Source organism: Bacteroides sp. 2201st1_D9_2201SCRN_220225 (assembly GCF_040928965.1).
GTDB classification, from domain to species: domain Bacteria; phylum Bacteroidota; class Bacteroidia; order Bacteroidales; family Bacteroidaceae; genus Bacteroides; species Bacteroides stercoris.
The window spans coordinates 79,367-106,166 of sequence record NZ_JBCODG010000005.1; the positions used below are offsets into that span (position 1 = coordinate 79,367).

General features: G+C 44.6%; 14 protein-coding genes. 4 read left to right on the plus strand and 10 right to left on the minus strand.

The window, feature by feature from the left end:
* The first annotated feature begins 91 nt into the window (after positions 1-91).
* Positions 92-3,178, plus strand: coding sequence for a chondroitinase family polysaccharide lyase (locus AB5903_RS02710; RefSeq protein ID WP_005655900.1), 3,087 nt, complete (start codon positions 92-94; stop codon positions 3,176-3,178).
* Positions 3,179-3,201: 23 nt separating this feature from the next.
* Positions 3,202-4,560, plus strand: coding sequence for a sulfatase (locus AB5903_RS02715; RefSeq protein ID WP_195657823.1), 1,359 nt, complete (start codon positions 3,202-3,204; stop codon positions 4,558-4,560).
* A 156-nt stretch (positions 4,561-4,716) separates the two neighbouring features.
* Here the strand turns inward: AB5903_RS02715 and AB5903_RS02720 are convergent, their stop codons facing one another.
* The 6 genes from AB5903_RS02720 to AB5903_RS02745 all read right to left on the minus strand — a co-directional run bounded on the left by AB5903_RS02720 (position 4,717) and on the right by AB5903_RS02745 (position 17,541).
* Positions 4,717-5,670 (minus strand): tRNA-dihydrouridine synthase family protein, encoded by a 954-nt coding sequence (locus tag AB5903_RS02720; RefSeq protein WP_005655902.1) that lies wholly within the window; start codon positions 5,668-5,670, stop codon positions 4,717-4,719.
* Between the two features lie 18 nt (positions 5,671-5,688).
* Positions 5,689-6,822 (minus strand): glycoside hydrolase family protein, encoded by a 1,134-nt coding sequence (locus tag AB5903_RS02725; protein ID WP_368117639.1) that lies wholly within the window; start codon positions 6,820-6,822, stop codon positions 5,689-5,691.
* Between the two features lie 188 nt (positions 6,823-7,010).
* The gene (locus AB5903_RS02730; protein WP_005655905.1) at positions 7,011-8,516 is read right to left on the minus strand and encodes a RagB/SusD family nutrient uptake outer membrane protein; all 1,506 of its coding nucleotides are present in this window, start codon (positions 8,514-8,516) and stop codon (positions 7,011-7,013) included.
* A gap of 27 nt (positions 8,517-8,543) precedes the next feature.
* Entirely contained in the window at positions 8,544-11,636 is a 3,093-nt protein-coding gene (locus AB5903_RS02735; RefSeq protein WP_005655907.1) for a TonB-dependent receptor, read from the minus strand.
* A gap of 174 nt (positions 11,637-11,810) precedes the next feature.
* Positions 11,811-13,358, minus strand: coding sequence for an arylsulfatase (locus AB5903_RS02740; protein WP_005655908.1), 1,548 nt, complete (start codon positions 13,356-13,358; stop codon positions 11,811-11,813).
* A gap of 112 nt (positions 13,359-13,470) precedes the next feature.
* Positions 13,471-17,541, minus strand: coding sequence for a hybrid sensor histidine kinase/response regulator transcription factor (locus AB5903_RS02745; protein ID WP_272709875.1), 4,071 nt, complete (start codon positions 17,539-17,541; stop codon positions 13,471-13,473).
* A gap of 188 nt (positions 17,542-17,729) precedes the next feature.
* Between AB5903_RS02745 and AB5903_RS02750 the strand changes: the two genes are divergently transcribed.
* Both AB5903_RS02750 and AB5903_RS02755 read left to right on the plus strand, forming a co-directional pair.
* Complete coding sequence (locus AB5903_RS02750) at positions 17,730-18,812, plus strand: phosphotransferase enzyme family protein (protein WP_272709876.1); 1,083 nt, start codon at positions 17,730-17,732, stop codon at positions 18,810-18,812.
* A gap of 23 nt (positions 18,813-18,835) precedes the next feature.
* Entirely contained in the window at positions 18,836-19,537 is a 702-nt protein-coding gene (locus AB5903_RS02755) for a carbohydrate-binding family 9-like protein (protein ID WP_195639216.1), read from the plus strand.
* Between the two features lie 111 nt (positions 19,538-19,648).
* Here AB5903_RS02755 and lpxA read toward each other — a convergent pair whose 3' ends face one another.
* The 4 genes from lpxA to AB5903_RS02775 form a co-directional block, all read right to left on the minus strand.
* Positions 19,649-20,416 (minus strand): acyl-ACP--UDP-N-acetylglucosamine O-acyltransferase, encoded by a 768-nt coding sequence (lpxA, locus tag AB5903_RS02760; RefSeq protein WP_005655915.1) that lies wholly within the window; start codon positions 20,414-20,416, stop codon positions 19,649-19,651.
* Between the two features lie 91 nt (positions 20,417-20,507).
* Entirely contained in the window at positions 20,508-21,887 is a 1,380-nt protein-coding gene (locus tag AB5903_RS02765) for a TolC family protein (RefSeq protein ID WP_005655916.1), read from the minus strand.
* 94 nt (positions 21,888-21,981) lie between these two features.
* The gene (locus AB5903_RS02770; protein WP_368117640.1) at positions 21,982-25,398 is read right to left on the minus strand and encodes an efflux RND transporter permease subunit; all 3,417 of its coding nucleotides are present in this window, start codon (positions 25,396-25,398) and stop codon (positions 21,982-21,984) included.
* Between the two features lie 28 nt (positions 25,399-25,426).
* Positions 25,427-26,602 carry an efflux RND transporter periplasmic adaptor subunit gene (locus AB5903_RS02775; RefSeq protein WP_117899460.1) on the minus strand — a complete coding sequence of 392 codons (1,176 nt, stop codon included), beginning with the start codon at positions 26,600-26,602 and terminating at the stop codon, positions 25,427-25,429.
* Between the last annotated feature and the right edge of the window lie 198 nt (positions 26,603-26,800).

The window sequence follows — 26,800 nt, forward strand, 5'->3', positions numbered from 1 at the left end:
TTTGTACAATACTTAATTATAAGATTCACTTACGCGGAGGAGATGTTGGGTATTTAAAATGAAACATATAAATAACCTTAAGTAAATAAATATGATGCAATTTAGTAAATGGACAATGGGAGTAGGGATGCTCCTCGGGACTTTGTTACCGGTAAGTGCAGAAGCCCAGGTAGTGAAGAATGACAAACTGCTTTCTTTTGAAGACCCGCAAATACCGGTATTTATTTCGGGAACGGATTCCCGTTTGGAAATCAGTGATGAACATTATAAAGATGGTTTGCAGAGCTTGAGTTGGACATTTAATCCGGGGGCTGTGCTTTCTATCAAAAAGGATTTGAAGTTCGAGAAAAAAGACCCTACCGGAAAAGATACCTATCTTTCCGCTTTCATTGTATGGGTGTACAATGAGCAAGCACAGGACAAGAAAATAGAGTTTGAATTTTTAAAAGATGGAAAGAAATGCACTTCTTTCCCATTTGGAATCAACTTTACCGGTTGGCGTGCAGCATGGGTGTGCTATGAACGTGATATGGTGGGGACGCCGGAAGAGGGGATGAATGAAATCCGTATTATTGCTCCCGATACAAAAGGGAAGTTATATTTAGATCATATTATACCCGCCAGTAAGGTGGATGCCCGCCAGCAGACGGCTGACGTGCAAGTTCCGTTTGTGAATAAGGGAACTACCAATCATTGGCTTGTTATTTACGAACATTCTTTGTGGAAGCCGGATATACCCTTGACTGCCGTTAGCGAAACGCAGAAACAGGAAATGCGGAAAATAGAAAAACGCTTCAGGGATATGCTCTATACACCCGGAAAGTTGTCAGATAAGGAAATGACGGCTATCCGTAAACAGTATGACTACTATAAGATTACGTACAAAAACGGGAAAGTGAGCGGTCTGCCTATCTTCATGGTGCGTCAGGCGGAAGCTTACGAACGTATGATACCGAATTGGGATAAGGATATGTTTACCAAGCTGGGTATGGAAATGGACAAGTATTTCAAACTGATGAAACGTATTGCCATAGCCTATAACAATGCAGCGGATGTTGCTGCGCAGGATGAATTGAAGCAAAAGTTCCTTGCCATGTACGACCATATTACCGACCAAGGTGTGGCTTACGGCAGTTGTTGGGGAAACATCCATCATTACGGTTACAGTATGCGCGGACTCTATGTAGCCTATTTCCTGATGAAGGAGGTACTGAATGAAGCCGGCAAGCTGAATGAAGCCGAACGCACGCTGCGCTGGTATGCCATCACTAACGAGGTTTATCCTAAACCTACCGTAAACGGTATAGATATAGATTCTTTCAATACGCAGACCCAGGGACGTATGGCCAGTATCCTGATTATGGAGGATACTCCGGAAAAGCTGCAATATCTGCGTTCTTTCTCGCGTTGGTTGGATTATGGATGCCGTCCGGCTCAAGGCTTGTCGGGTTCTTTCAAGAAAGATGGAGCTTGTTTTCATCATCGTAATAACTATCCCGCTTATGCTGTCGGTGGGTTGGATGGAGCCACGAATATGATTTATTTATTGAGCGGAACAGAGTTCAAGGTGTCTGAACTGGCGCATTCCACTGTTAAGAACGTGCTGCTCACGATGCGGTTTTATTGTAATTTGAAGCAATGGTCTCTTTCCATGTCAGGTCGTCATCCTAACGGAAAAGGAGAACTGATTCCCATTCAATATGCTACTATGGCTATTGCAGGAACACCGGACGGTAAGCAGGAATATGATGCCGACATGGCTGCTGCTTATCTGCGTTTGATGGCTTATGTCAATAGGCCCGATGAAGATGCTCCTGATTATCTTCCGAAGGCTTCCACTCGTCAAGAGTTGGAGATGAAGAAACTGCTTGAAGCACAGGGATTCCGCCCCGAACCCGATCCGCAAGGCAACCTTGCATTGGGCTACGGTTGTGTTTCCGTACAGCGTCGGGATAATTGGGCGGCTGTAGTGCGTGGACATTCCCGTTATCTGTGGGCTGCCGAACACTATCTTCCCGCCAATTTCTACGGCCGTTATCTGGCACATGGCAGTATGCAGATATTAACGGGTAAACCCGATGAAATGGTGACTTTTACTACTAGTGGCTGGCAAGAAAACGGCTTCGACTGGAATCGCATTCCGGGAGTGACGAGTATTCATCTGCCTTTTGAGCAATTGCGCGCCAAGGTATTGAATGTGGATGTTTACTCAGGTATGGAAGAAATGCTTTATTCCGATGAGGCCTTTGCCGGTGGGCTGTCCCAGGCCCGCCTGAATGGTAACTTCGGTATGAAGCTGCATGAGCATGACAAATATAACGGCTCTCACCGTGCCCGTAAGTCTTTCCACTTCTTTGACGGTACGATAGTATGTTTAGGTACGGACATTGAGAATGCGAATACAGAGTATCCTACCGAGACGACTGTTTTCCAATTAGCAGCCATTACTCCTGAGAATCATAAATACTGGGATGGTTACAAGAGTGACGGACAGACTTATATCGATCCGAATGGGGTAGGGTACTATCTTTCCAAATCCTCTATGAGAAGTGCGAAATATGAAAAGAATTTCCCGCAGGTTACAGTCGGTGAACGAAGTACAAAGCCGACTTCGGGCGATTGGGTTTCCTTGACGCTGCAACATGGTAAGGCTCCGAGAGGCGCTTCTTATGAATATGCCGTATTGCCCCGTACGGACGCTGTTTCCCTGAAAGCATTTGCGAAGAAGCCTTCCTATAAAGTTCTTCAGCAGGATCGTAATGCCCACATAGTCCGTTCTTTGACGGATAATCTTACCTCTTATGTTTTGTTTGAAACTCCTCAGACGCTTCCTGCAGACGGTCTGTTACAGAAGGCGGATACTTCCTGTCTGGTTATGATTCGTGAAGATAGAGGCAAACTGTTACTGACTGTTTCCCAGCCGGATTTGGCATTGTACCGCGGTCCGAGTGATGAGGCTTTTGATAAGGATGGAAAGCGGATTGAACGGAGTATCTATTCTCGTCCGTGGATTGATAACGAGAGTGGAGAAATTCCCGTGACTGTTACATTGAAAGGTTGGTGGAAAGTAGCGGAAACACCGTATTGCAAACTTGTTTCGGCAGATAAGAAACAAACAGTGTTGCGTTTTACGTGTAAGGATGCTGCAAGCTTTGATGTAGAGTTGTTGCGTAAATAGGTTTTGATTAAATCTTTTTTGTCATGACGGAATTAAAGAATATCATGTTTTGTGCAACTGCCTTTGCCCCCTCTTTATTGGGGGCAAAGGAGCTGCCTAATATTATTTATATTGTAACCGACCAGCAGACAGCTTCTGCCATGAGTTGTATGGGAAATACAGATGTACACACGCCGAATATGGATCGTTTGGCACAGGCAGGTATTTTATTTAAAAATGCTTATTGCTCCGCTCCGTTAAGCGGTCCTTCCAGGGCATCCATGTTTACAGGACATACTTCCCACGAAGTCGGACTCTCCCGAAACAACGTTCCTATGGCCGATTCTTTGCGTACTGCCAGTTTAGGCTGGTTAATGCAACGTGCCGGTTATGAGTGTGCTTATGGTGGAAAATGGCATGTACATACCCCTTCCATGCCCGATGGTGAGTTCGGCTTTTCTACCATTCATCCGCATAATGATAATGGCTTGGCTGAAGCTTCTGTTGCTTTCCTTGAGCAGAAACATTCCAAACCCTTTTTTCTTGTAGTGGGGTTTGATAATCCCCATAATATCTGTGAGTATGCGCGCAGTCAGAACTTACCATTTGGCAATTTGCCCGAACTTCCTCAAGATGAATGGCCCGGACTTCCTTCAAATTTTGCCCGTAATCCTTATGATGCCGATGTAATAGATTATGAACAGACATTGAACTATTCGGCTTATCCAACCCGTCATTATTCTCCTGATGATTGGCGGCGTTATCGCAGCCTTTACTTCCGGCTGGTGGAAAAGGTGGATGCTGAGATTGGTAAGATTGTCGATGCAATTGATAAACAGGATTTGTGGAAGAATACGGTAATTATCTTTACAAGCGATCATGGTGATGGTATGGGTGCGCATCATTGGAATCAGAAATCGGCTTTATATGAAGAAGTAGTGAATGTACCTTTGATAGTTACCCTTCCCGGAAAGAAGAATGCCGGCAAAGAAATGCCCCAACTTATTAATGAAGGTGTCGATTTCTTCGCTTCCGTATGTGACTGGGCGGGAATTTCCCTTCCTGGAGGTTTACATGGCGTCTCTTTTAGGTCTTTGGTGGAAAAAGCTGATCCTCAACAGGCACACCAGCCTTATATTGTCAGTGAGACTACATTTGATAAAGGAGTTGCCCGAGGTTGGGCCTTGCGTACTCCGCGTTATAAATATGTATTGTATGATAAAGGGCTGTATCGTGAGCAGCTTTATGACATGCTGAATGACCGCGGAGAAATGAGGAACTTGGCTATAGAGAAAAAATATCGGCAAATTCTCTTACAACATCGTGCTTATTTGAATGAGTGGATGAAACTGCATCATGTAGTTCAAATACGTCCTGAGGTGCATTTAATTCCGGATATGTAAATCGGAAAGTGTGTTAAAATGCTGATAATCTTACATCATGTCATTCACTTTGCTTAGAATGTTCTTTCATTTCTGTCATTAAATCATCGTTGGAAGACGTTAGGCCGATAATGACCGAAAAGCATTTTGACACACTTTCTTTCTCTGTTTTTATTCTTATTGGTATGAAGATAGCAAATCGTTTACTGCTATCCGGTAATTGGTTAGTTTACTGGTTTTATGTATAGTTTTTTTAGCTTTACGGTTACCGTTGGGTAGCAGATATTCCCAAAAGTTCTTCATTTTCATCAATAACTGTGTTTCACCGCCTTGTAACTGTTCTTCATAGCTGTTGTATATCGCTGTATGTAGCTGTTTTACTTTGGATAGCATTTCATCAGGAGACAGCTTTCTGTTTTGTTGGTATTCCCAAGCTAAAGCCGGATTGGCAAGCAGACCGCGCCCTATTACAACTCCTGCCAATCTCGGAAAACGTTCGGTAACGGTCTGTATATCTTCTATTGTATGCAGGTCTCCATTATACAACAAGGGTTTATCGCATCCATGATAAAAAGCCTCAAATCCGTTTAAATCTACCTCTCCTTTATATTGCTGTTTCCCTAAACGCGGATGCAGGATGATGTGGGATAGGGGAAGTGTGTTCAGTAACGGTAGGAGTGCAAGGCATTCATTGGCGTTTTCCCAGCCTAATCTGAGCTTGACTGAGAAACGGATTTGAGGATATTTTTCTGTGGCAGCAGTCAGTAGTTCTTTTATTTCTTCGGGATACGGCAACATTCCTGCTCCGTTATGCCGTTTGGCCAGCATGGGGAAAGGACACCCCAGATTGATGTCTGCTTCCTGGTAATTATGCTCGATAAAAAGGGATACAATCTGTTCCAACGTGCTTGGTTGGGGGGCAATCAGTTGGGGGATCAGGTGTATATTCCGATTGTTTTCCGGGTTTATATCGCGTATGTCTTTTCGGCGGATTTCACCGTGTTCCACACGTACAAAAGGAGAATAATAGGTGTCGATACCGCCGAAGATACAAGCATGTGCTTGTCGGTAAGCAGCATCTGTATATCCTTGAAGAGGAGAGAAATGGATAGGCAATAAATTCTTGTTCATAACCGCAAAGATACGTTTTTATTCTTTATCTTTTATAGGAATAACCATATTCCAAGAGTGTGATGCATTCTCGAATCCGCCGGGACCATCCATAGTGGCAAAGAAAATGTAAGTAGGTTTGCCGTTTTCAAAGAAAATAAAGGGGCGTTCCAGTTGCCCTTGCATCTCCACTTTTCCGTCTTCCCATTCTATGGAACGGGAATAGGCTTTGGGAGCCTTGTCTACTGTCCACTGGATACCGTTTTCAGAGTGTGCCATAACACCACCGCCCCGTTCTCCTGTAAATTTGGCTACATGGTCTTTGAATAGGATGTGATAGCCTTCGGTGTCTTTCCATAGGAAAGGGTCTTCGGCTTCACCTTGTCCGTCTACTTCAAAGATAGGCTGATTGTTGTTCAATACATGGTAAGGACCTTCTATTGCAGGAGCATAGGCTATTCCGAGACTCATTGCCGAATGTTCGTAATTGTTAGTGTAATGGCGCCCTTTGAAGATCATGAGAACTGAACCGTCTTCCTGTATGATTGGAGAAGGATTTGAGGTAAGGAAACTATAGAATGTACCCGGTTGGGTTTTGAGTATCGGTTCGTCCAGACGTTTCCAGGGACCATATGGAGAATCGGCTACAGCCAGTCCGATGCGCTTATTGGCACGGGCAACGGTGCACCAGGGGCTGCCTAAGGTGAGCTGCGCGTATGTCGGTTCGGCAAACGGGTGTGTAGATCCCATATAAATGAGATAATATTTACCGTTTTGTTTCAATATGCGCGGATTGTGTGTAGAACGCCCGTCCCAATACTGTGCACCGCGTGCGGGAAGTGCGATATCACTGAAACGATAAGGTCCTTGCGGTATATCGGACACAGCATGTACAATTTCAGACGCGACCATCCATCCCGGATGAAATGGTAATTTCTTGGGAAACCGGGATACGAACATGTGATATTTACCGTCATCTCCCTTTACTATTGAGCTGCCCCATACCCAATAACCTTCGGATGCAAAGGCAGGGGTACGTGGGGCTTTATCCAGGCGGTGAAACAAACGGTTTTCCGACTGCTGCTTTAACTCAACCAGGTTTTCTATTTTTTGCGCAGATGCTGTCAGAAGAATGAAAATATTAAAGAAAAGTATCAGCTTATATCTTTTCATGAATGTGATAATGTTATAGCGTTAATTGGATGTGAACAAAGATACAGTTTTTTCGTATACCGGGTATATTGTTTATAAGAAAAAGAGAGAAGAATCTCACGATCCTTCCCTCTTTACATGTTAAATTGATTAAGGTCTGTTTATCAGATTATTGATAATAAAAATAAGGTTAGAAGTTTTGTGGTATATTAATATCCTGCATTATTGGTCCAACCGGCAAGGTCTACCTGTTGATAAGGTACCGGGAAATAGTAATGGTGATTTGTGTTGAAAGTGGAAGCATCCCATTCTTCAGCACGTACCTCTTTTACTTTTTCCAAACGTACCAGTTCGAACCAGCGTTTCATTTCTGCAAAGAATTCCCAACCTCGTTCGTTGGATACGGCTGCTAAGAATGCGGCAGGTTCGGTTGTTGTGGTCAGTTCTATTTGCCTGTTTTGATAACCGGCGCGTTTCTGTACCTCCTGGATAGCATTCAGGGCATCTTGGTTCACAGAGTTTGTAGCACGGGTAGAAGCTTCGGCGTACATTAAAAGAACTTCTGCATAGCGGTAAATACAAGTTATACCGTTTGATTGTGCACTTTTACCGGGGGCTCCTTCGTCATAATCATAGTACTTGGAGATGGCGGGAAGTTTGTCTGCACTTTCGGTATATGGGATAATCTCTCCGCTTTTTATTTTCCATTCTGTCATATAGTTCCATTCTTTGCGGTCATCATTGGGATACGCCTTGAAGAAATCTTCATTGCCGTAATAGTCTGCCCATCCTGCATTAGGAGAATAATCGCTCGGATAGTAAGATTTACCGTAGTTACTTGCTATCTTATGTTTGGCACTATGCTGCAGGGCAAACATTACTTCGTTGGTTTCTGTTTTCTTGTCTTCTTTCCATAAATCGGAATATTCGGCTGTCAGTACAAGACCGGCTTGGGCCTTATTGTCCATGATTTCTTTGGCTTGGGCTGCTGCCAGACCGTAATATTCGGTTCCTTTGTTTAACGGCCATCCTGCCATTGTCATATAAGCATCTGCCAAGCATGCTTTTGCGGCCCATTTTGAGGGAGTGCTGTTGCCGCTACGTCCTTTGTTGGGTAACCATTCGGTAGCTGTAGTCAGACTGGGAATAATCGCTTTATCGTATATTTCGGCAACTGATGTTCTCGGCATGGTGATGGTTGCCTCATCGTTTTCCAGTAATAAAGGCACATCGCCATACAGACGGGTCAGATAGAAATAGGAAAGACCGCGCATGAAATAGGCTTCGCCCAATACTTCTTTAAATGCTTTGGCTTCTTTTTCGTTGGTGGGGATAGTAGTTCCCTTGATAATTTTGTTGGAACTGCTGATGACCTTATAGAACAGGGTCCAAGTAGTTGAGAAATCAGCATCATTAGCTGTAAGATTCGGAGTCAGTCTGCTATAATAAGCCAGTTCGTTATTGGCCTTGGCTGCACGGTAGGTAATATCATCCGCACATACATTGATGCGTTGCAGACGGCTGTTGAATCCGTAATTTCCTTGCCATAAATCGCTGTAAAGGGCGTCTGCCGCTTTTTCAAGGCTTGCTTGGTCTACCGTATTCCAGTATTCTTCTTCTGTGATAAAGGATTCGGGTTCTTGTGTGAGGTCTACGCAAGAGGTCGTCAGTAATAAACTTCCGGCAACTGCTGTTAAATATATTAATTTCTTCATGTTGTTCTTATTTAAGTAGGTTATTCATTAGAATGAGAAATTCAGACCGATTAAATAATTGCGGCTGTTAGGATAGGCTCCCCAATCAACACCTTGTACCAAAGGACTACCCATAGTAGCTTCCGGGTCCAGACCGGAGTATTTGGTGATGTGGAACGGATTCTGTACGGAGGCATATACACGCAGGTTGTTGATACCCAATGAACGGCAGGTTGCTTCAGGAAGAGTATAACCTAATGTGATGCTTTTCATCTTGATGAAACTTCCGTTTTCAACGAAACGCGTGCTGAAGAAGTCTTTATTTTCAGTTCCGCCTTTCACGAATCCCGGTATATCTGTATTGGTGTTGGTCGGTGTCCAACGGTTCAGCAACTCGCGCATAGGGGTTACGCCTGCCATTTGTTGGCTCTTAATCAGGTTATATCCCATTTGGTGAGTGGCATTGTAGATGTCAAATCCATGGAAACCTACTACGAAGAACGAGAAGTCAAAGTTTTTGTAATTGAATGTATTGTTCCAGCCCCAGTTGAATGTCGGTTGTCCGCATCCGATAATGCCTTGGTCTGCATCATTGTATACGCCGTCTTTGTTGACATCTACATATTTGGAGTTACCCGGTTTTACTTTGTACACTTCTCCGTTGGTTTTGCCGTTTGTTTGACCATTGGCATCTACGAATGGAGCATTTACATCATCCTCCTGCCATACTCCTGCGAATGTGTATCCCCAGAATGAACCTAACTTCTCTCCTTCAATCATTTGGAATATCTGGTTTTGGAAGTTTCCGGCCTGTTGTTGGCGGTGGTTGGCTGTCGGAATCTTGTTGAACGTACCTTTGTTGTGAGATAACGTCAGGTCTGTGTGCCAGCTGAATTCTTTATCACTGAAAGGATCTGCACTGATTGTAAACTCAACACCTGTGTTCTTGATTTCACCTGCGTTATCAAGGATGGCAGTATATCCCATGTGTGAGGGACGTGCCACTTCCAGCAAAATATCTTTTGACAATTTGCTATACCAGTCTGCTGTTAAGCGTACGCGACCGTTCAGAATACCGAAATCAACTCCGACATTGAACTGGTCGTTGCGTTCCCATTTTAGGAAAGGAGCAGCCGGTCGGTCTATCTTATAGGCGGTAGAAGAACTCCCGTTTGGAGTAGTAACGGTAACAGGCGTCATTTTGGAATAGATACGGTAAGCCTCTACAGCTTGGTTTCCTACGGAGCCGTATCCCAAACGGAGTTTCAGTTGGTCGATGAAACTATTCTCCTTCAAGAAATTTTCTTGCTTCAAATCCCATGCCAATGCAGCAGAAGGGAAGTAACTCCATTTATCTTTCAGACGTGAGGAACCATCGGCACGGATAGAGGCGGTAAGCATGTAACGGTTCATAAATACATAGTTGACACGTAACATTCCTGACATAAGGGTATTGATGCTGCGGTCGGATGCAATGGCTGCGAGGTTTGAATCGGACCATGCCAGATTATTGACACCGATCATGTCGATATAGTCTAAGTTATATCCTGTACCGGTATGGTTGTAGTTGTTGTCATAAGACTGCTCGAATACGGCAGTTGCATTGATACGGTGATTTTCATTGAATTCCTTTACATAACTCAAAGTATTGGTATTCAGCCATGAAGTATTCCAATAGCTACGTGCCTGTCCTTGAGTCAGACTGTTTTTGTAGGAATAATAACTGTCTTCGTTTTCTACCGAAGTATTCAGTCTGTTATCAAAAAGCACGCCTAGTTGAGAGCGGAAACTCAAACCGTCCAGAATATCGAACTGGACATAGCCCTGTATGCGGTTATTGATTGTTTTGTTAGAGTTGCTGGATTCCCAGATGTATCCCATAGGATTGTATGCCTTGCCACCATCGAAGAAGCTATTGTTATATTCTCCTTCTTCGTTTTTGGGTTCGATGGTACTTGGAAAGTACATGCTTTGCTGTATCAAGCCATCGTATTCGGTAATACGGGGTTTGCTTGTTTCACGATAGTGACCGTATATATTCAAACCTGCTTTCAGCCATTTCTTGATTTTGGTATCTACCTTTAAACGCCAGCTGTAGATTTGGCTTCCTGATTCTTTAATGATACCTTGGTCGTCCTGATAACGGAGAGAGGCTAAGAACGTTGTTTTTTCACCACCACCGGCAATGGAAAGTTCATAGTTCTGAGTAACTGCCGGGCTACGGAAAATTTCTCTTGAATAGTCATATCCTGCCTTGCCGGATTTGAATGCTTCGAGTTGTTCCGGGCTGTAAAAATGATTATCACCATAGCCAAAGTATTCTTTACCGTAATCGTTTACCAAGTTGGCATATTCGTACGGAGAGAGGTTATCGGGGTATTTGGCAACGGTTTTAATATTGGCAAATGCGTTGAAAGAGACAGTTAGCTTATCCTTTTCAGGATTTTTGGTCGTTACCAGGATAACACCATTGGCACCGCGTGAACCGTATACGGCTGTTGCTGAAGCGTCTTTTAATACCTCAATGGAGGCGATATCCGCAGGGTTCAATGACTGGAGAGAACCACCGATGAATCCGTCAATTACAACAAGCGGTCCTGTTTCTGCCGTAATAGAGTTGATACCACGGACGCGGATGGTGTTGTCGCCGCTGGGGTCACCGGAACCTGAGAGTACGGATACACCGGCCATACGCCCTTGCAAGGCATCGGATACATTACCTGTCGGGGTACTTTTTAATGCATCGGCTGTCTTTACGGAAGCCACCGCACCGGTCAAGTCACTTTTACGTTGAACGCCATAGCCCACTACCACCACTTCTTGCAATAATTGACTGTCTTCACTTAGCGTTACGTTAATATGCGTTTTGCCGGCTACTGCTATTTTTTGGGTCTGATAACCGATATACGAGAATACGAGAGTCGCATTGGACGGTACGTTGGGAAGTGTGTAATTTCCGTCAATGTCTGTAATACATCCGTTGCTGGTTCCTTCCACTTGTATGGAGGCACCAATCACAGGACCTAAATTGTCACTTACTGTACCTGTTACTGTAATGTTTTGTGCATTAGCTTGTGTGGCGAATAGCACAAAGAGCAACATAATACCTAATGTTTTGAATAGATTAGATTTCTGTTTCATAAATATTAATTTAATTGGTTATTTAAAAAAAGGCTTTTATCAGTCTTGTTCAAAATCGGAAAATCTCTTCGCAAAAGTATAGGCTAATAAAGGTAGAGATATTCACTAATTGTCCGCAAATAATCTGATATTGTACATTATCTGCGGACAATCGGTGCTCTGCTTAGTCCTTATTTACTTGGTTTTTGCAGCTTTTACTTTTTCCAACAGAATAGCCAGCTCTTTTACTTTATCTGGGTGAGTTCCAGCCAAATTTTCTTTTTCGGAAGGGTCTACAGATAAGTCATAAAGTTGTGGTTGGGGATTGTTTCCCGTTTCCATTTTAGTCCAATGTTCCAAAGCCGGTTTGTCACTCGGTTCGATGTATTTCCAGTTATTCTGAATGATGGATAGAGTATTATTCAGATTCTGTTGTACCACATAGTCGCACCCGATGGTATCCGTGCCAAGGAAGTTGTTGAGTTGGTCGCGGCTGTCAGGGGCAACACCTGTAGGAAGTTCATGATTCAGCAGGGCTGCAAATGAAGCATATACATCAATCATGGAAAATGGAGCCTGTTGTTTGCCCGGTTTGATACCATTCGGCCAGCGTACGATAAATGGAATACGGGTTCCGGCATCGAATGCGCTATACTTGCCGCCCCGGTAATGTTTCATGGGGGTGTGACCGTTCAGCAATTCAAAGGCCTGGTCTTGATAACCATCATCAATGACGGGACCGTTGTCGCTGCATAATACGAAGATTGTATTATCAGCAATATCCAGACTATCGAGGGTGTGCATGATCTCGCCGACTGTCCAGTCCAGTTGTAAAATAACGTCACCACGCGGTCCTAAACCGCTTTTCCCTGCAAAACGCGGATGGGGGACTCGGGGAACGTGTACATCTTGTGTACCCATATACAGGAAGAAAGGTTCGTTTTTATGTGCAACGATAAAATCTTTGGCTTTTCCGGTAATGATATCTGCAATATCTTCATCCACCCAAAGAGCAGATTTGCCACCGGTCATCCAACCGATACGGGGGATACCGTTGATAATGGTATTATTATGTCCCTGGCTGGGTTTCATCTTTACCAATTCAGGATTTTCAAGTCCTGTAGGCCAGTCGCCCACTTTGTGCTGGTAGCTGACAGTAATGGGATCTTGGGGATCAAGCCCTACAACATGGGCATTTTCTACGAACACACAAGGAACCCTGTCTACTGTGGCAGGAATGATAAATTCATAGTTGAAGCCTATGTCTTGAGTATTCGGCCTGATTTCGCGATTGAAGTCCGTGCCACCTTTAGGACCTAATCCCAAATGCCATTTGCCGACGGCTCCGGTGTAATAGCCTTCCTCCTTGAACATATCGGCCATTGTGACACAAGCTGTATCAATAATCAGTTCGGAATTACCCGGTGCAATGCCTGTGTTCTCTTGCCGCCAGGGATACATACCTGTAAGCAGTCCGAAGCGGGAAGGGGTACTTGTGGAAGAGGTGGCATATGCATTGGTGAATTGCATACCCTGACCGGCAAGGCGGTCTATATTCGGGGTACTTATTTTAGTGGCACCGTAGCAGCTGAGGTCGCCGATGCCCAAGTCGTCAGCGATCAGGTAGATAACATTAGGCTTTTGCGGTTGGTCACTCTTGGCTTCTTGTTTAGACGGATTGCCACATCCTATCAAAAGGACCGTACTTGGAAGATACGGTAGAAGATTAGATAAATATTTCATAGCCTTTGGACTTTAAAGTTTTATTCCAAGTCCAAAGATATGCGCTATCTTTCGGTCTGTGTGTATAAAAGAGTACACACGGAATCATAAAAAGTACAAAAGTGCAGAATTCTTATTTTTCATTTACTGCTTCTTCCTCGTCTTTATCAGCTTCCTCTCCTTTGCGATAAGCCAGCGGGCTGACATGATAGATGTCCTTAAAGCACTTGCTGAAGTAGCGTGAGGAACTGAATCCTATCTTATCGGAAATTTCCGTAATGTTCAGTTCCGGATTATTGCGCAACATCAAAGCACCTTTCTTCAAACGGATAGTCAGTATAAATTCGTTTGGGGTTTGTCCTGTAATGGCCTTCAGTTTGGTGAACAGGTTGGTGCGCGCCATTGCCATTTCTCTGGCAAAGACATTGACATTGAATTCTGTGTCGTCCAGATGTTGTTCGATGATAGACATGGCACGGTCCAGAATGTCTTTGTCAATCGGATTGGTAGCAAGCATATGTGCAGCCGTTTGCGGTTGCTTGCTGAATTTTTCCTGTAAGAGGATGCGTGAATTCACCAGGTTGTTGCAGCGGGATATCAGTAAGTTTGTATTGAACGGTTTGGTTATGTAATCGTCCGCGCCGATCCGCAATCCTTCGATATTCGATTCAATGGCAGTGCGTGCAGTCAATAACACTACGGGGATATGGCAGGTGTTGAAATCCGTTTTTATGAGTTTGCATAGTTCTGTACCCGACATTTTGGGCATGACCACATCGCTTACCACAATGCAGGGCATTTCACTGCGTACCAGTTCCCAGCCTTCTTCTCCGTTGGCTGCCATCAATATCTGATAGAATGGCTTGAAGATGTTGGCAAGCATTTCGCGGATGGACTCATTATCCTCTACAATCAATAGTTTGGCATCCGGAATACGTTTGATGGGAGCATTTTCTTCCAGTTCGGTTTTCAGGAAAGCATCTGCTTCGGATTTGGAAATTTCAATCTGATGTACGCAATCCGGATTCCGGTTGATTTGTTCTTCTGTAAAGAATTCGTTACCCAAGCGTAGTGTAACGATAAAGCTTGTACCTTTGCCAAGTTCGCTTTCTACACGGATGGAACCATGATGTAATTCTATAATACCTTTGGTCAAAGCCAGTCCTATACCAGTGCCGCTCTTGCCGGCATCAGTAGAACCGGTCGGTTCTATCTGATAAAAGCGGTCGAATATCTTATCTATCTCCTTTGCATCGATACCGCTTCCCGTATCTTTTACACAAATTATAACGTTATTCCGTTCTTCCTTTACACTGAGCGTAATGGTATCTTCTTTTTCCGTATGCTTGATAGCATTGGATAAGAGGTTATTGATAACTTTCTGCATTTGCTTCTGGTCGTACCATACTTCGAGTTCGTCAGTCTCTTTTTCAAAATTGAAGTTGATTTGTTTGGCACTGGCATATTCAAGGAACAGCAGATAGTTTTCATACAGAAAATTCACGATGTTGTGCGGACTGACTTTAATCTTCATATGGCCCTGTTCCTGCTTGCGGAAGTCGAGTAATTCGGTTATTAGCTCGCGTAGCTGGATACTGTTTTTATAAATGCCCAATATCTTGTTGTAGATGGCAGGTGTGAAGTTCTGTAATTGCAGCAAGGTTTCTACCTGAGCCACAATAAGAGTCAGAGGAGTGCGGAACTCATGCGAGATGTTGGTGAAGAAGCGCAATTTGGATTGGTTCAGCGCTTCTACATCCTGAATATGTTTCTGTTCGTATTTCAAAGATTCGCGTAGTTTGATTTTTGATTTGTAGGCGCGTATCAGATACCACAGAACCGCTCCCGTTATGATAATATATATGAAGTAGGCAAGTGTTGTTTTGTAGTACGGCGGCAATACATGAATGGTGAGCTGTGCTTGCGGACAAAGGTTTTCGTCTTTTCCTTCCGGCTTGATGAGCAATGTGTAAGTGCCTGCATTCAAATTGGTGTAAGTAATGGTATGCAGCCCTCGCGTGCTTGTCCATTCATTGGAAAAGCCTTCCAGTCTGTAAATAATATCGTCTTTGTTGGCAGGTATGTAATTGGATGTGGCAAACTCTATACTGAACATGCTTTGGTCTGCATTGAGGGTTATCTCTCCGGTGTGGCATAAAGAGTGCTGCAAGATGCCGGTTTTATCTCCTACAGAGATTTCCCTACCGTTGACGATGAGCCGTGAGAGGATAATCTTATAAGGTTTTGGGGTAAAGTTCAGTTCCATTTCATGGAAAGAAATCATGCCTTGTATGCCTCCCAGAAATATTTCACCGTCGCAGGTGACACAGAGTGCATTTTCGTTGACGGCTGTCAACGGGAAACCGTTTTCAGCACTGTAATTATTAAAAGTCTTATTTTTGTAGTTAAAGATGGAGAATCCTTCGTTGGTGATGAGCAGTAATTTGCCGCTGCTGGGAGATTCTTGTGTTTCATAAATGCAGTCACTGGCCAGACCGTTCCTTTCCTTGTCGAAATTTTCAAAATCATTGGTTGCGGGGCGATATAAGTCCAGACCGCTACCCGAGGTGGAGAACCACAGGTTGCCTTTGCTATCTTGCGTTATATTGTTCACATTGTTATTGCTGAGACTGTTCGGGTTGGTGGCATCATGGCGGTAGTTTGTCAGTTTGCAGGTGTCAAAACGATAACTGAATACTCCTTCTCCAGTGGCAGCAATCCATAGTGTACCCTCCGAATCGAATGTGACATCTGCTACCATTTTAATGGATTTTCCTTCTTTGCTATCTTTGAACAGTTGTTGGCATTGTCCGTTAGCGGGGTCAAAGAGGCATACTCCGTTTTGTGTGGCTATAATCAGCAGACTTTTGTAGGGAATGATATCGCGGATGATGTCTGATGGAAGAGTGTTAGGATTACCTTCTTCCATGCGGTAATGGGTAAAATGCCCTGAGCGTATATCCAGTTTGTTAAGACCGCCCAAATGAGTGCCTATCCATATAATTTCTTTATCGGCATCATAATAAAGCGCTTTTACATTATTATGCGAAATGCTGTTACGCCCTTCCTGTGGGCGATACCATTTGAATTCGCGTGTGCGGCGGTTGTAATAATTCAGTCCGCCGCCTTCGGTTCCTATCCACAGATTGCCGTCTTTATCCTCAATGGTGCGTCCTACAACCGGATTGCTCAGTCCTTTCTTCTCGTTGGAAGAGTAGGAATAACGGGTGTAGATTTCATATTCCGGATTGAAGTAGTTGACACCGCCGAAATAGGTTCCCAGCCAAAGTGTACCTTGGTTATCTTTTACGATACACCAGATGGAAGAGTGGGTGAGCCCGTCGGCTTGTGTGTCATTGGCTGTATGGTTCTGGAATAATCCGGTTATTTTATTGTATCGGTTTAATCCGTTGAAGGTACCTATCCATATATTGCCCAGATTGTCCTCACAGCAGGCCCTGACGAAATTGGAGGAGAGACTGTGTGGGTCTTTGGCATTGTATTTGAGGTTTTCTATTGTTCCGTCTGCTTTTACACGGAACAGTCCTTCTTCCCAACTGCCAATCCACAATTCACTTTCGCTGTCCTGATAAAAACTGGTAATATTTCCTTTCTGAATGGGATGCGTCAGTTCTTTTTTGTCAATATTCAGGCAGTATACGCCGTTGGTTGTTGTTCCCAGCCATAGTACGTCCTTATTGATGTGTATACAGACTATTTCCAGATTTCGGTCCGGGAGTTGATAGTAAAGGTCGAAATTTCCAGTTTCCTCGTTATAACGGTATATTTCATTCTTTTTGCCGATAAAAAGTCCGTCATTGTAATAGATGCTGTTGATGTTGCCTTGTATTAACGTAGTGAATTTTTGGGTGGCAAGGTTGAATTCCGCCACTCCTTCGGTGCAGAGCAGATATATTTTCCCGTTATGATTGCCCGTAATGCGGGATACGGTATTGCAGAAAAGGCTGTTGGGATTGTTCTTCTGTAGCTTGTAGGTCTGTATATCGTCTCCATTGTAACGGTTCAACCCTTCGCGTGTGCCAATCCATAGGATGCCATTTTCATCAACATATAAGCTGTTTACGGAAAACTGAGATAATCCGTCGTCGGTGGTAAGGTGGTTAAAGGTTATGTTCTGCCCATACACATTTGCGAAAGCCGCACTCGCTAAAATAAAGAATAATCTGATGATAAGCTTCTGCACGTTGAGTCATTTTTAAGGTTTCAGTCACAAATATAAGGATATTTTGTACAAAGATTCTCATTTATTATTTGGATTTTGCGGTTATGTTTGTTTAAATGTATATTTTTGGATGTTCATCGGACAATAATAAACTTATTATATGTAATAAAGAGCGTATATTTGTATCATAAATTAATTTATTTATTATCATGAAAGACCTTTTATCTATCGTATCTCATTTTCAATTGCAGGGTACAGTTCAAGAAATCAATCCTTTAGGGGCCGGTCTTATTAATGACACCTATAAAGTAAGCACTCTCGAGGCTGATGCCCCTGATTATGTATTGCAGCGTATCAATCATGCCATTTTCCAAAACGTAGAAATGTTGCAGGCCAATATCAATGCCGTAACCACTCATATCCGTAAGAAACTGGAAGAGAAAGGCGAGAAAGACATTGAACGTAAGGTGCTGCATTTCTTTCCTGCCGATACAGGAAAGACTTATTGGCATGATGGTGAGAGTTATTGGCGTGTCATGGCGTTTATTCCCAATGCAAGGACCTACGAAACGGTTAACTCCGAATATTCGTATTATGCAGGCGTAGCTTTCGGTAATTTCCAGGCAATGCTTGCCGATATTCCCGATAAACTGGGCGAGACGATTCCCGACTTCCATAATATGGAATTCCGTTTGAAACAGCTTCGCGATGCCGTGGCGGCCGATGCTGCCGGACGTGTAAAGGAAGTACGGTATTTTCTGGATGAGATAGAGCGCCGTGCAGAAGAAATGTGCAAAGCGGAGCGCCTGCATCGTGAAGGCAAGTTACCTAAGCGGGTTTGCCATTGTGATACGAAAGTCAATAATATGATGTTTGACGAAAGTGGCAATGTACTTTGTGTCATCGACCTCGATACCGTAATGCCCAGTTTCGTCTTTTCCGACTTTGGCGATTTCCTGCGTTCGGGAGCCAATACCGGTTTGGAAGATGATAAAGACCTTGCGAATGTGAATTTCAATATGGAAATATTCAAGGCATTCACAAAAGGCTATCTGGAATCGGCCAAATCTTTCCTGCTGCCGGTAGAGATAGAGAACCTGCCCTATGCGGCTGCTCTGTTCCCTTATATGCAGTGCGTGCGTTTCCTGGCCGACTATATCAATGGCGATACTTATTATAAAATTCAATATCCGGAACATAACCTGGTGCGCACAAAGGCTCAATTCAAACTGCTTCAAAGCGTAGAAGAACATACTCCGGAAATGCAGAAATTCATAGCTTCATGCATTTGAAAAGGTGTATAATGGCGGCGATGATGGGTTGCTGTGTCTTACCCTTATTCGCATTAACTCCTAAAAATAAGATGATGAAAGAACTGGATGTCAAGAAAGTGAGTATGGCAAATATACCGGTAGAAGCGGTGCCTGCTCTTTTGGATGAAGAAAAAGTGGCTTTTCAGCCGGTTAATACAGTGAATTGGGCGGCATATCCATACTGTCCGGACGTAAAGTTCCGTATTGCTTATACGGACAACGCTATCCTGATTCATTATAAAGTGAAAGAAGCCAGCGTACGCGCAGTAGCGGGCAAAGACAACGGGCCGGTTTGGGAAGATGCCTGTGTGGAGTTCTTTTCCATTCCTGCCGGAGACGGAGTATATTATAACATGGAATGTAACTGTGTTGGAAGACTGCTTATCGGTGCGGGAGCAGGACGCTCCAACCGTCAACATGCATCGCAGGAAGTGCTTGATAAAGTACAGCGTTGGTCTTCTTTGGGACAGAAAGATTTTGAGGAGCGGATAGGAGATTGCAGTTGGGAAGTAGCTTTGGTGATACCTTATTCCGCTTTCTTTATGCATAACATCACCTCATTGGACGGTAAGGCCATTCGTGCCAATTTCTATAAATGCGGTGATAAGTTGCAGACTCCTCATTTCCTGTCATGGAATCCCATTGATTTGGAAAAGCCGAACTTCCATTGTCCGGAATTTTTCGGGATGTTGCGTTTCAAGTAGGTACGAGGGTTATAATACTCTGAATAGTAATAAAACCGGTATATAAAATATAGGCTTGCAGATGTCTTATTCACAGGACTTCTGCAAGCCTTTTTTCTTATATGCCGAGGTTTACTTTACAATACCTTTTGAGTTACGGATAAAGTTGATGATATTATGTATCTCATCACTCATCGGAACCTGATCTTCAATCTTCTGTAAAGCGTCCTGTATGCTGAAATTCCCTTGATATACCAGGCGGTAAGCATTGACTATATGGCGCAGAATACGCTCGGTAACCTGATGCTTATGCTGGAGTACCACCGCATTGATACCGTGATATTCTGCCGGATTGCCGTTCATTATAACATAAGGCGGTACATCTTTTGAGATGCGGCAACCTGCCTGAATCAATACCCAACTGCCTATGTGGCAATTCTGATGTAGGATAACATTACTGCTCAGGATTGTACAGTCGTCTATGTGGCAGTCGCCAGCCACCGTGCTCTTAATTCCCAGTACACAGTGATTGCCTACTTGTACGTCGTGGCAGAGGTGAACACCGTCCATTAGATAGTTACTATCGCCAATGCGCGTACATCCGCTTTCGTGCGTGGCACGGCTGATAACCACATTTTCACGAATGTCGTTGTTGTCACCGATAATCAACCGACTTGCTTCGCCTGTGTAATGAAAATCTTGCGGTTCACTACCCAGTACGGCACCATGGTGTACTTTATTTCCTTTACCTAAACGCGTACCCTTGAGGATACTTGCATTTGACATAATCACACAGTCGTCACCGATTTCCACATCTCCTTCGATGTAAGCGAAAGGCTGAATGGTTACATTCTTACCGATTTTTGCGGTAGAATCTACAGATGCTAATGGACTAATCATAGTAATTAGTTATGAGTTATAAATTATAAGTTATGAGTTATGGGAGATGAGCCGTCAAAAATAACTTATAACCCATAACCCGTAACTGATATTATTCTCTTCCTCCGCCCAATGCTTGATACAGGCTGATTACAGACTGCATGCGGTCGAAGGTGTCGGCCACTTCCGAAAGCTGTGCGCTGAGGTAAGACTGTTCGGCGGACAAGACTTCCAAATAGGTTGACGTGCCTAAGTTAAACAATTCTTTTGTATCTTCCGCAGCTTTACGGGCAGAATTCACTTGAATTTCACGTGAAATGGCTTTGTCCGAGGTCATTTGATATTGATACAAAGCATTGCTTACTTCATTTCCGGCCTTGAGCAGTGTGGTCTGGAACTGGATTTTGGCTTGCTCTTCCTGTGCCTTTGCTTGTTTCAACCGGGCAATGTTGGCACCGCGGTAGAACAGAGGTTGTGTGAGCGAACCGATAGCGGATGCCAGCAGCTTTCCTGGATTGATAATAGCGGAACCTGCACTGTTGGTCCATCCGGCAGAACCGCTTAAGGTGATTTGCGGATAGAAGGCTGCACGTGCGCTGTTGGTGTCGTAGTAGCTTGCTGCCAGTGACATTTCAGCAGCTTTTACATCGGGACGGTTGGACAGCAGTTGCAAAGGAATACCGGTAGAGAATTCGGCAGGTAACTGCTGCTGTTCCAATGTACCACGTGCAATGCTCTGTGCGGGTTGGTTCAGCATCAGGCATAGTGCGTTTTCCGTTTCACGGATGCTTTGGCGGATATCGGGCAGGGAAGCCAGTACTTGTGCATAGGCGGTGCGGCTTTGCTCTACGGCTGCACTGTTAGCCATAGCAGCCTCTTTCATTGCTTCTACGGTTTCAAGGTTGCGTTTCAGGATGTCACAGGTGCTTTCGCTTATTTGCAACTGGCGGTCGAGCATTAGCAGCGTATAGTACATATTGGCTACGTTTGCAATCACTTGTGTCTGTACAGCCTGTTCATAGAACTGTGTCTGTTTCAGTGAGACTTGAGCCTTACGCTTGGGGTTCAGCAACTGACCGAACAGATCTATCTGCCAGCTTGCCGTCACAGGAAGCGAATACGTCTGTGTGGCTTTACCTTTGTCGAAGCTGCTTACTGTTCCTTGCGGAGAGAGAGCCAGCATGGGAGCATAAGCCAGACGTGCGGACATCAGTGCTGCCTGAGCCTGCTTTACGGTGAGTGCAGCACTGCGAAGGTCGGCATTGTTGGTCAATGCCTGTTCGATAAGTGTCTGTAACTGTGCATCCGTAAACACTTCTTTCCAGGGCAGATTACCGAAATTGGCAGTATCTGCGGCAAGTGTATCGCCACCGGCAATGGTGTCCCGATATAGGCCTTCTACTGTAATATCTTCGGGTCTGTCGTATGATTTGTAGATATGGCAACTGCTCAATAAAGCAGTTGCGCACATCAGAATTATTATTTTCTTCATGATAAACTATATTTTAGTGTTTAGCGGTTAGTGTTTAATAATTAGTATTTTGCTTGTGGATGTCCACTATCCATTAATCGTTAAACGCTAATCACTATTTTGTATATTGTTCAATCTCAGGTTCTGCATCCGAGTTATCCACATCTTCCCATTCCATCGGTTTAACCTTCTCCTGGAGATATTGGAAAGCAACGAACAGGGCAGGTACGATGAATATCTGCAGAATCATACCGATTAACATACCGCCGATAGCCGAAGTTCCCAGTGTACGGTTACCGTTGGCTCCTGCACCGGAAGCAAACATCAACGGGAGCAGACCGACAATCATTGCCAGAGAAGTCATCAGGATAGGACGCAGACGGGCGGCGGCACCCAGCACGGCAGCCCATGTAATGCTCATACCCATTTTGCGGCGGTCGAGGGCGAACTCTACGATCAGGATGGCGTTCTTGGCCAACAGACCCATCAGCATGATAAGTGCAATCTGCATGTAGATGTCGTTAGACATGGTTCCCAAAATCATTTTCAATGCAGGAATGTTACCCAATGAACCGATACCGCTGACAAACAGGAAGCTACCCAACAATCCGAATGGTACGGAGAGCAATACGGAGAGCGGAAGAATATAACTTTCATATTGCGCACTCAACAACAGGTAAACGAATACGAAACAGAGCACAAAAATCAAACCGGTTGTGCTACCGCTGGTTTCGGCTTCCTCACGTGCCATACCGCCGAGTTCGTAGGCAAAACCGGCAGGCAGGTTCTCTTTGGCCACTTCTGCAATGGCAGCAAGTGCCTGACCGGATGTATAACCGCTGGCGGGAGCCACCATCACTTTCATGGATGTGTAAAGGTTGAAACGGCTGATGATATCCGGACCGTATACCTTCTTGACGGATACGAACTGGGTGATGGGAGCCATCTCATTGCCGTTACGTACCTTGATGCTGGAGAGTGATTCCAGATTTTTGGTTGCATTCGGTTCTGCCTGAATCATGACACGGTACATTTTACCGAAGCTGTTGAAGTTAGAAGCGTAAAGTCCACCGAAATATCCCTGCATGGTGCTGAGGATGTCGCTTGGGCTGAGACCTGCTTTCTTACAGGCAGCAGCATCAATATCCAACATATATTGCGGGAAGTTAGGGTTGAAACTGGTCTTTGCGGAGTTGATTTCCGGACGTGCTTCCAGTGCGGCAGTATAGTCGTTCACTACATCGAAGAAGTGGTTCAGGTCGCCACCGGTTTTATCCTGCATGTTCAGTTCGATATCGCTGGATGCCGAATAACCCGGAATCATAGGCGGAGCAAAGAACAGTACCTGTGCTTCCTTGATGATTTTTTGCGCACGCATGAAAAGTGTGGCGTAAACTACCGTTGAATTCTGCATAGTGGAACGTTCTTCCCAATTTTTCAGCTTGATAATGAGCGAACCGTAGGAAGGTCCCTGACCACCGATGAAGCTGAAACCGGAAATTACCGTACGCGATTCTACCGCAGGGTCGGCTGCAACGAGACTGTCTACACGGTTCAGCACTTCCATGGCACGTTCTTGTGAAGTACCGGGAGGAAGCGTTACTACACCCATGATGGTACCGGTGTCTTCGTTGGGCACCATACCTGTCGGTGTGATGTTCATAAACACCATCAACAGTACAATGGAACCTACCACAATACCGCCGGAGAGCCATTTCTTCTGGATAAAGCGGAGCACTTGTTTCTTGTATTTACCCAGGATGGAGTCGTAGGATGCGTTGAAAGAGTGTTTGAACTTATCCGTAGTCATACCTGCTAATGCCAATACGCTGATAACGATCATTACCAGACAGAGTACAGGATGGTTCTCAAAGTTGAACAAACCGAAAATCATACCCAAAATGGCGATTGTAGTAAAGAGCAGTGTAAGGCCGGGACGCATCATTCTGCCGATAGAATCCACATAACGGGCTATCATGATTTTACGTGCCTCTTTAGTTGCGACACCGATGCGTTCTTTCATGGTGGCATCACTGTTGTGCGGTTTCAGGAAGATGGCACACAAGGCCGGACTCAGTGTCAAGGCGTTCAATGCGGAGAAACCGATGGCGATGGCCATTGTAAGACCGAACTGGCGGTAGAATGTACCGGCTGTACCACCCATGAAACTTACCGGCACAAACACGGACATCATCACTAATGTAATGGAAATGATAGCGCCGCCCAGCTCGCTCATGGCGTCGATAGATGCAGTCCGTGCCGATTTATATCCCTGGTCGAGCTTGGCATGGACACCTTCGACGACAACTATGGCGTCATCCACTACAATTGCGATGGCAAGCACCATAGCCGAGAGTGTCAGCAGGTTAATACTGAAGCCGATCAGTTGCAGTACGAAGAAAGTAGCAATCAAAGCTACCGGAATGGCAATGGCAGGAATCAGCGTAGAGCGCATGTCTTGCAGGAAGATATACACTACGATGAACACGAGGATGAACGCCTCAATCAATGTTTTGATTACTTCATGGATAGAAGCGAACAGAAAGTCATTGGCACTTTGGGCGATATTGATTTTCAAACCGGAAGGCAGCGTTTCGGATGCTTTTCCAAGTACTTCTTCCAGGTCACTGATAGTCTGCGTAGCATTGGTTCCTGCCATCTGGTATACGATACAGGATACTGCCTTATGGCCGTTTACCGTATTATTGAAGTTGTAGGACAGACGTCCGAGTTCAATATCGGCAATGTCTTTCAAACGGAGAACTTCACCGTTCTCAAGGGCTTTGATTACGATATTCTCAAATTCTTCCGGCTGTTGAAGACGGCCTTTGTAGCGGATGGTGTATTGGAAGCTTTGGTTGCCGCGTTCACCAAACTGTCCGGGAGCCGCTTCGATATTTTGTTCGGCCAGTGCACCGGCTACATCGTTAGGAATCAACTTGTATTGTGCCATTACATCCGGTTTCAGCCAGATACGCATGGAGTAGTCCTGACCGAGCACGGTGGCATCACCCACACCGTTTACACGCTTTACTTCCGGAATAAGGTTGATGTTGGCATAGTTCTCAAGGAATTCGATGTCGTACTGGTCTTTCTCATCGTAAATGGAGAATACCATCAACATGGATGTCTGTCGTTTCTGCGTAGTCACACCGACTTTGGTTACTTCGGCCGGTAGCAAACCCTGAGCCATGGAAACGCGGTTCTGTACGTTAACGGCTGCCATATCAGGGTCTGTACCCTGTTTGAAGTAAATGGAAATTTCGGCGGAACCGTTATTGGATGCACTGGAAGTCATGTACATCATGTTCTCCACACCGTTGATTTGGTCTTCCAGCGGCGCAATGACAGAGTTCAACACCGTTTGGGCGTTGGCACCCTGGTAAGTGGCGCCTACCGATACCGTCGGTGGTGCAATGTCCGGATATTGGGTGATAGGCAGCGTTGCCAGACCAATAAGTCCCAGGATTACTATCAGGATGGAGATTACCGTAGATAGTACCGGACGATTAATAAATCTATCTAATTTCATGTTACTTAATGATTAGGGGCGTTAAATGTTAATTGAACGCAGTTTGGATATTACCTTCTTTTTGGTCTTTGAGGGCTTTCTGATATTCAGCCTCTTTCTCTTCAGGAGTGATAGGAGTGATGCTTTGTCCATCTTTCAGGTTCTGTACGCCTTCTATCACGATTTTATCGCCGGCCTTCAAGCCGCCTGTAACGTAAAAATATTTGCCATCATTCAGGCTGAATACCTGTATTTCGGTATTTTTCAGCGTGTTGTCAGGTTGTGCAACGAATACGAATTTCTTGTCCTGTATTTCTGTGGTGGCCGATTGAGGAATCATGATTACATTCTCCATCGGATTGGGGAATACTACGTTTCCTGTACCGCCGCTACGCAGAATGTTGTGTTTGTTGGGGAAGAGGGCACGCATATTTACTGCACCTGTAGTCTGGTCGATAACGCCGCTGATGGTTTCTACACGACCACTGTCGGCATACATGGTTCCGTCAATCAGTTGCAGTTGTACCTGAGGCATCTTTGCCAGAATATCCTTGGTGCTTCCGCCTTCGCGTATCAGTGACAGGAGCTGTCTTTCGGTCATGGAGAAATAAGCGAACATTTCGGAGATGTCGGCAACTGTGGTCAACGGGGTGGCCATGGAGGGGCTTACCAAACTACCTACACGGTAGGGGATAGTACCTACTATACCGTCGCTGGGGCTTGTTACACTGGTGTATGACAGGTTGTTTTGAGCATTGATCAGTTGCGCTTCCGCCTGTGCCAATTGTGCTTTGGTTTGTGCCAACTGGTTTTCAGCCATTTGCAGGTCGTAATCGCTGATGATGTTCTTTTGGTTCAACGTGCGTTTGTTGCTCACAGTAAGTTCTTGTGTGTTTACAGCGGCTTTTGCCGTTTCAACCGCAGCCTTGGCCGAATTTACTGCAGCCTGGTATTGTACAGGGTCGATGCTGAACAATACTTGTCCTTTGTGTACGACGGAACCCTCGTCCACATGTAATTTGGTGATGAAACCGCTTACCATCGGACGGATTTCCACATCTTGTTTACCTTTAATAGTAGCCGGATAACTGTTTGTCAGGTTGGCAGTGGTTGTTTCTACTGTAATCACTGCAAATTCGGGTGCTTTTCCCGTGCTTTTGTCACCTTGTCCACAACTGCTGAGCAGTGCCAGGCAACATGCCAATAATACTAATCTACTCTTCATACTCTTTTATTCTCTGTATAATTTTATTCTAGTTAATCCGAAGCTTTTGTGTGTAAATCATAGAAGAAGGATAACGATGAAAACTAAATCATAATGTTTAGTTTTCGGCCGCAAAATTATTCTTTTCTCCGTATATAAGGTATGAATTTCCCTCATTTTTAACTATGTTTTATATACTTGAAGGAAATATTTGTTTTT

Coding starts and splice junctions, on each gene's coding strand:
- AB5903_RS02725 (WP_368117639.1), bottom strand. CDS start 6,822: ATGAAAAGATATAAGCTGATACTTTTCTTTAATATTTTCATTCTTCTG.
- AB5903_RS02720 (WP_005655902.1), bottom strand. CDS start 5,670: ATGAACAAGAATTTATTGCCTATCCATTTCTCTCCTCTTCAAGGATAT.
- AB5903_RS02710 (WP_005655900.1), top strand. CDS start 92: ATGATGCAATTTAGTAAATGGACAATGGGAGTAGGGATGCTCCTCGGG.
- AB5903_RS02765 (WP_005655916.1), bottom strand. CDS start 21,887: ATGAAGAAAATAATAATTCTGATGTGCGCAACTGCTTTATTGAGCAGT.
- AB5903_RS02775 (WP_117899460.1), bottom strand. CDS start 26,602: ATGAAGAGTAGATTAGTATTATTGGCATGTTGCCTGGCACTGCTCAGC.
- AB5903_RS02755 (WP_195639216.1), top strand. CDS start 18,836: ATGGGTTGCTGTGTCTTACCCTTATTCGCATTAACTCCTAAAAATAAG.
- AB5903_RS02770 (WP_368117640.1), bottom strand. CDS start 25,398: ATGAAATTAGATAGATTTATTAATCGTCCGGTACTATCTACGGTAATC.
- AB5903_RS02750 (WP_272709876.1), top strand. CDS start 17,730: ATGAAAGACCTTTTATCTATCGTATCTCATTTTCAATTGCAGGGTACA.
- AB5903_RS02740 (WP_005655908.1), bottom strand. CDS start 13,358: ATGAAATATTTATCTAATCTTCTACCGTATCTTCCAAGTACGGTCCTT.
- AB5903_RS02730 (WP_005655905.1), bottom strand. CDS start 8,516: ATGAAGAAATTAATATATTTAACAGCAGTTGCCGGAAGTTTATTACTG.
- AB5903_RS02735 (WP_005655907.1), bottom strand. CDS start 11,636: ATGAAACAGAAATCTAATCTATTCAAAACATTAGGTATTATGTTGCTC.
- lpxA (WP_005655915.1), bottom strand. CDS start 20,416: ATGATTAGTCCATTAGCATCTGTAGATTCTACCGCAAAAATCGGTAAG.
- AB5903_RS02715 (WP_195657823.1), top strand. CDS start 3,202: ATGACGGAATTAAAGAATATCATGTTTTGTGCAACTGCCTTTGCCCCC.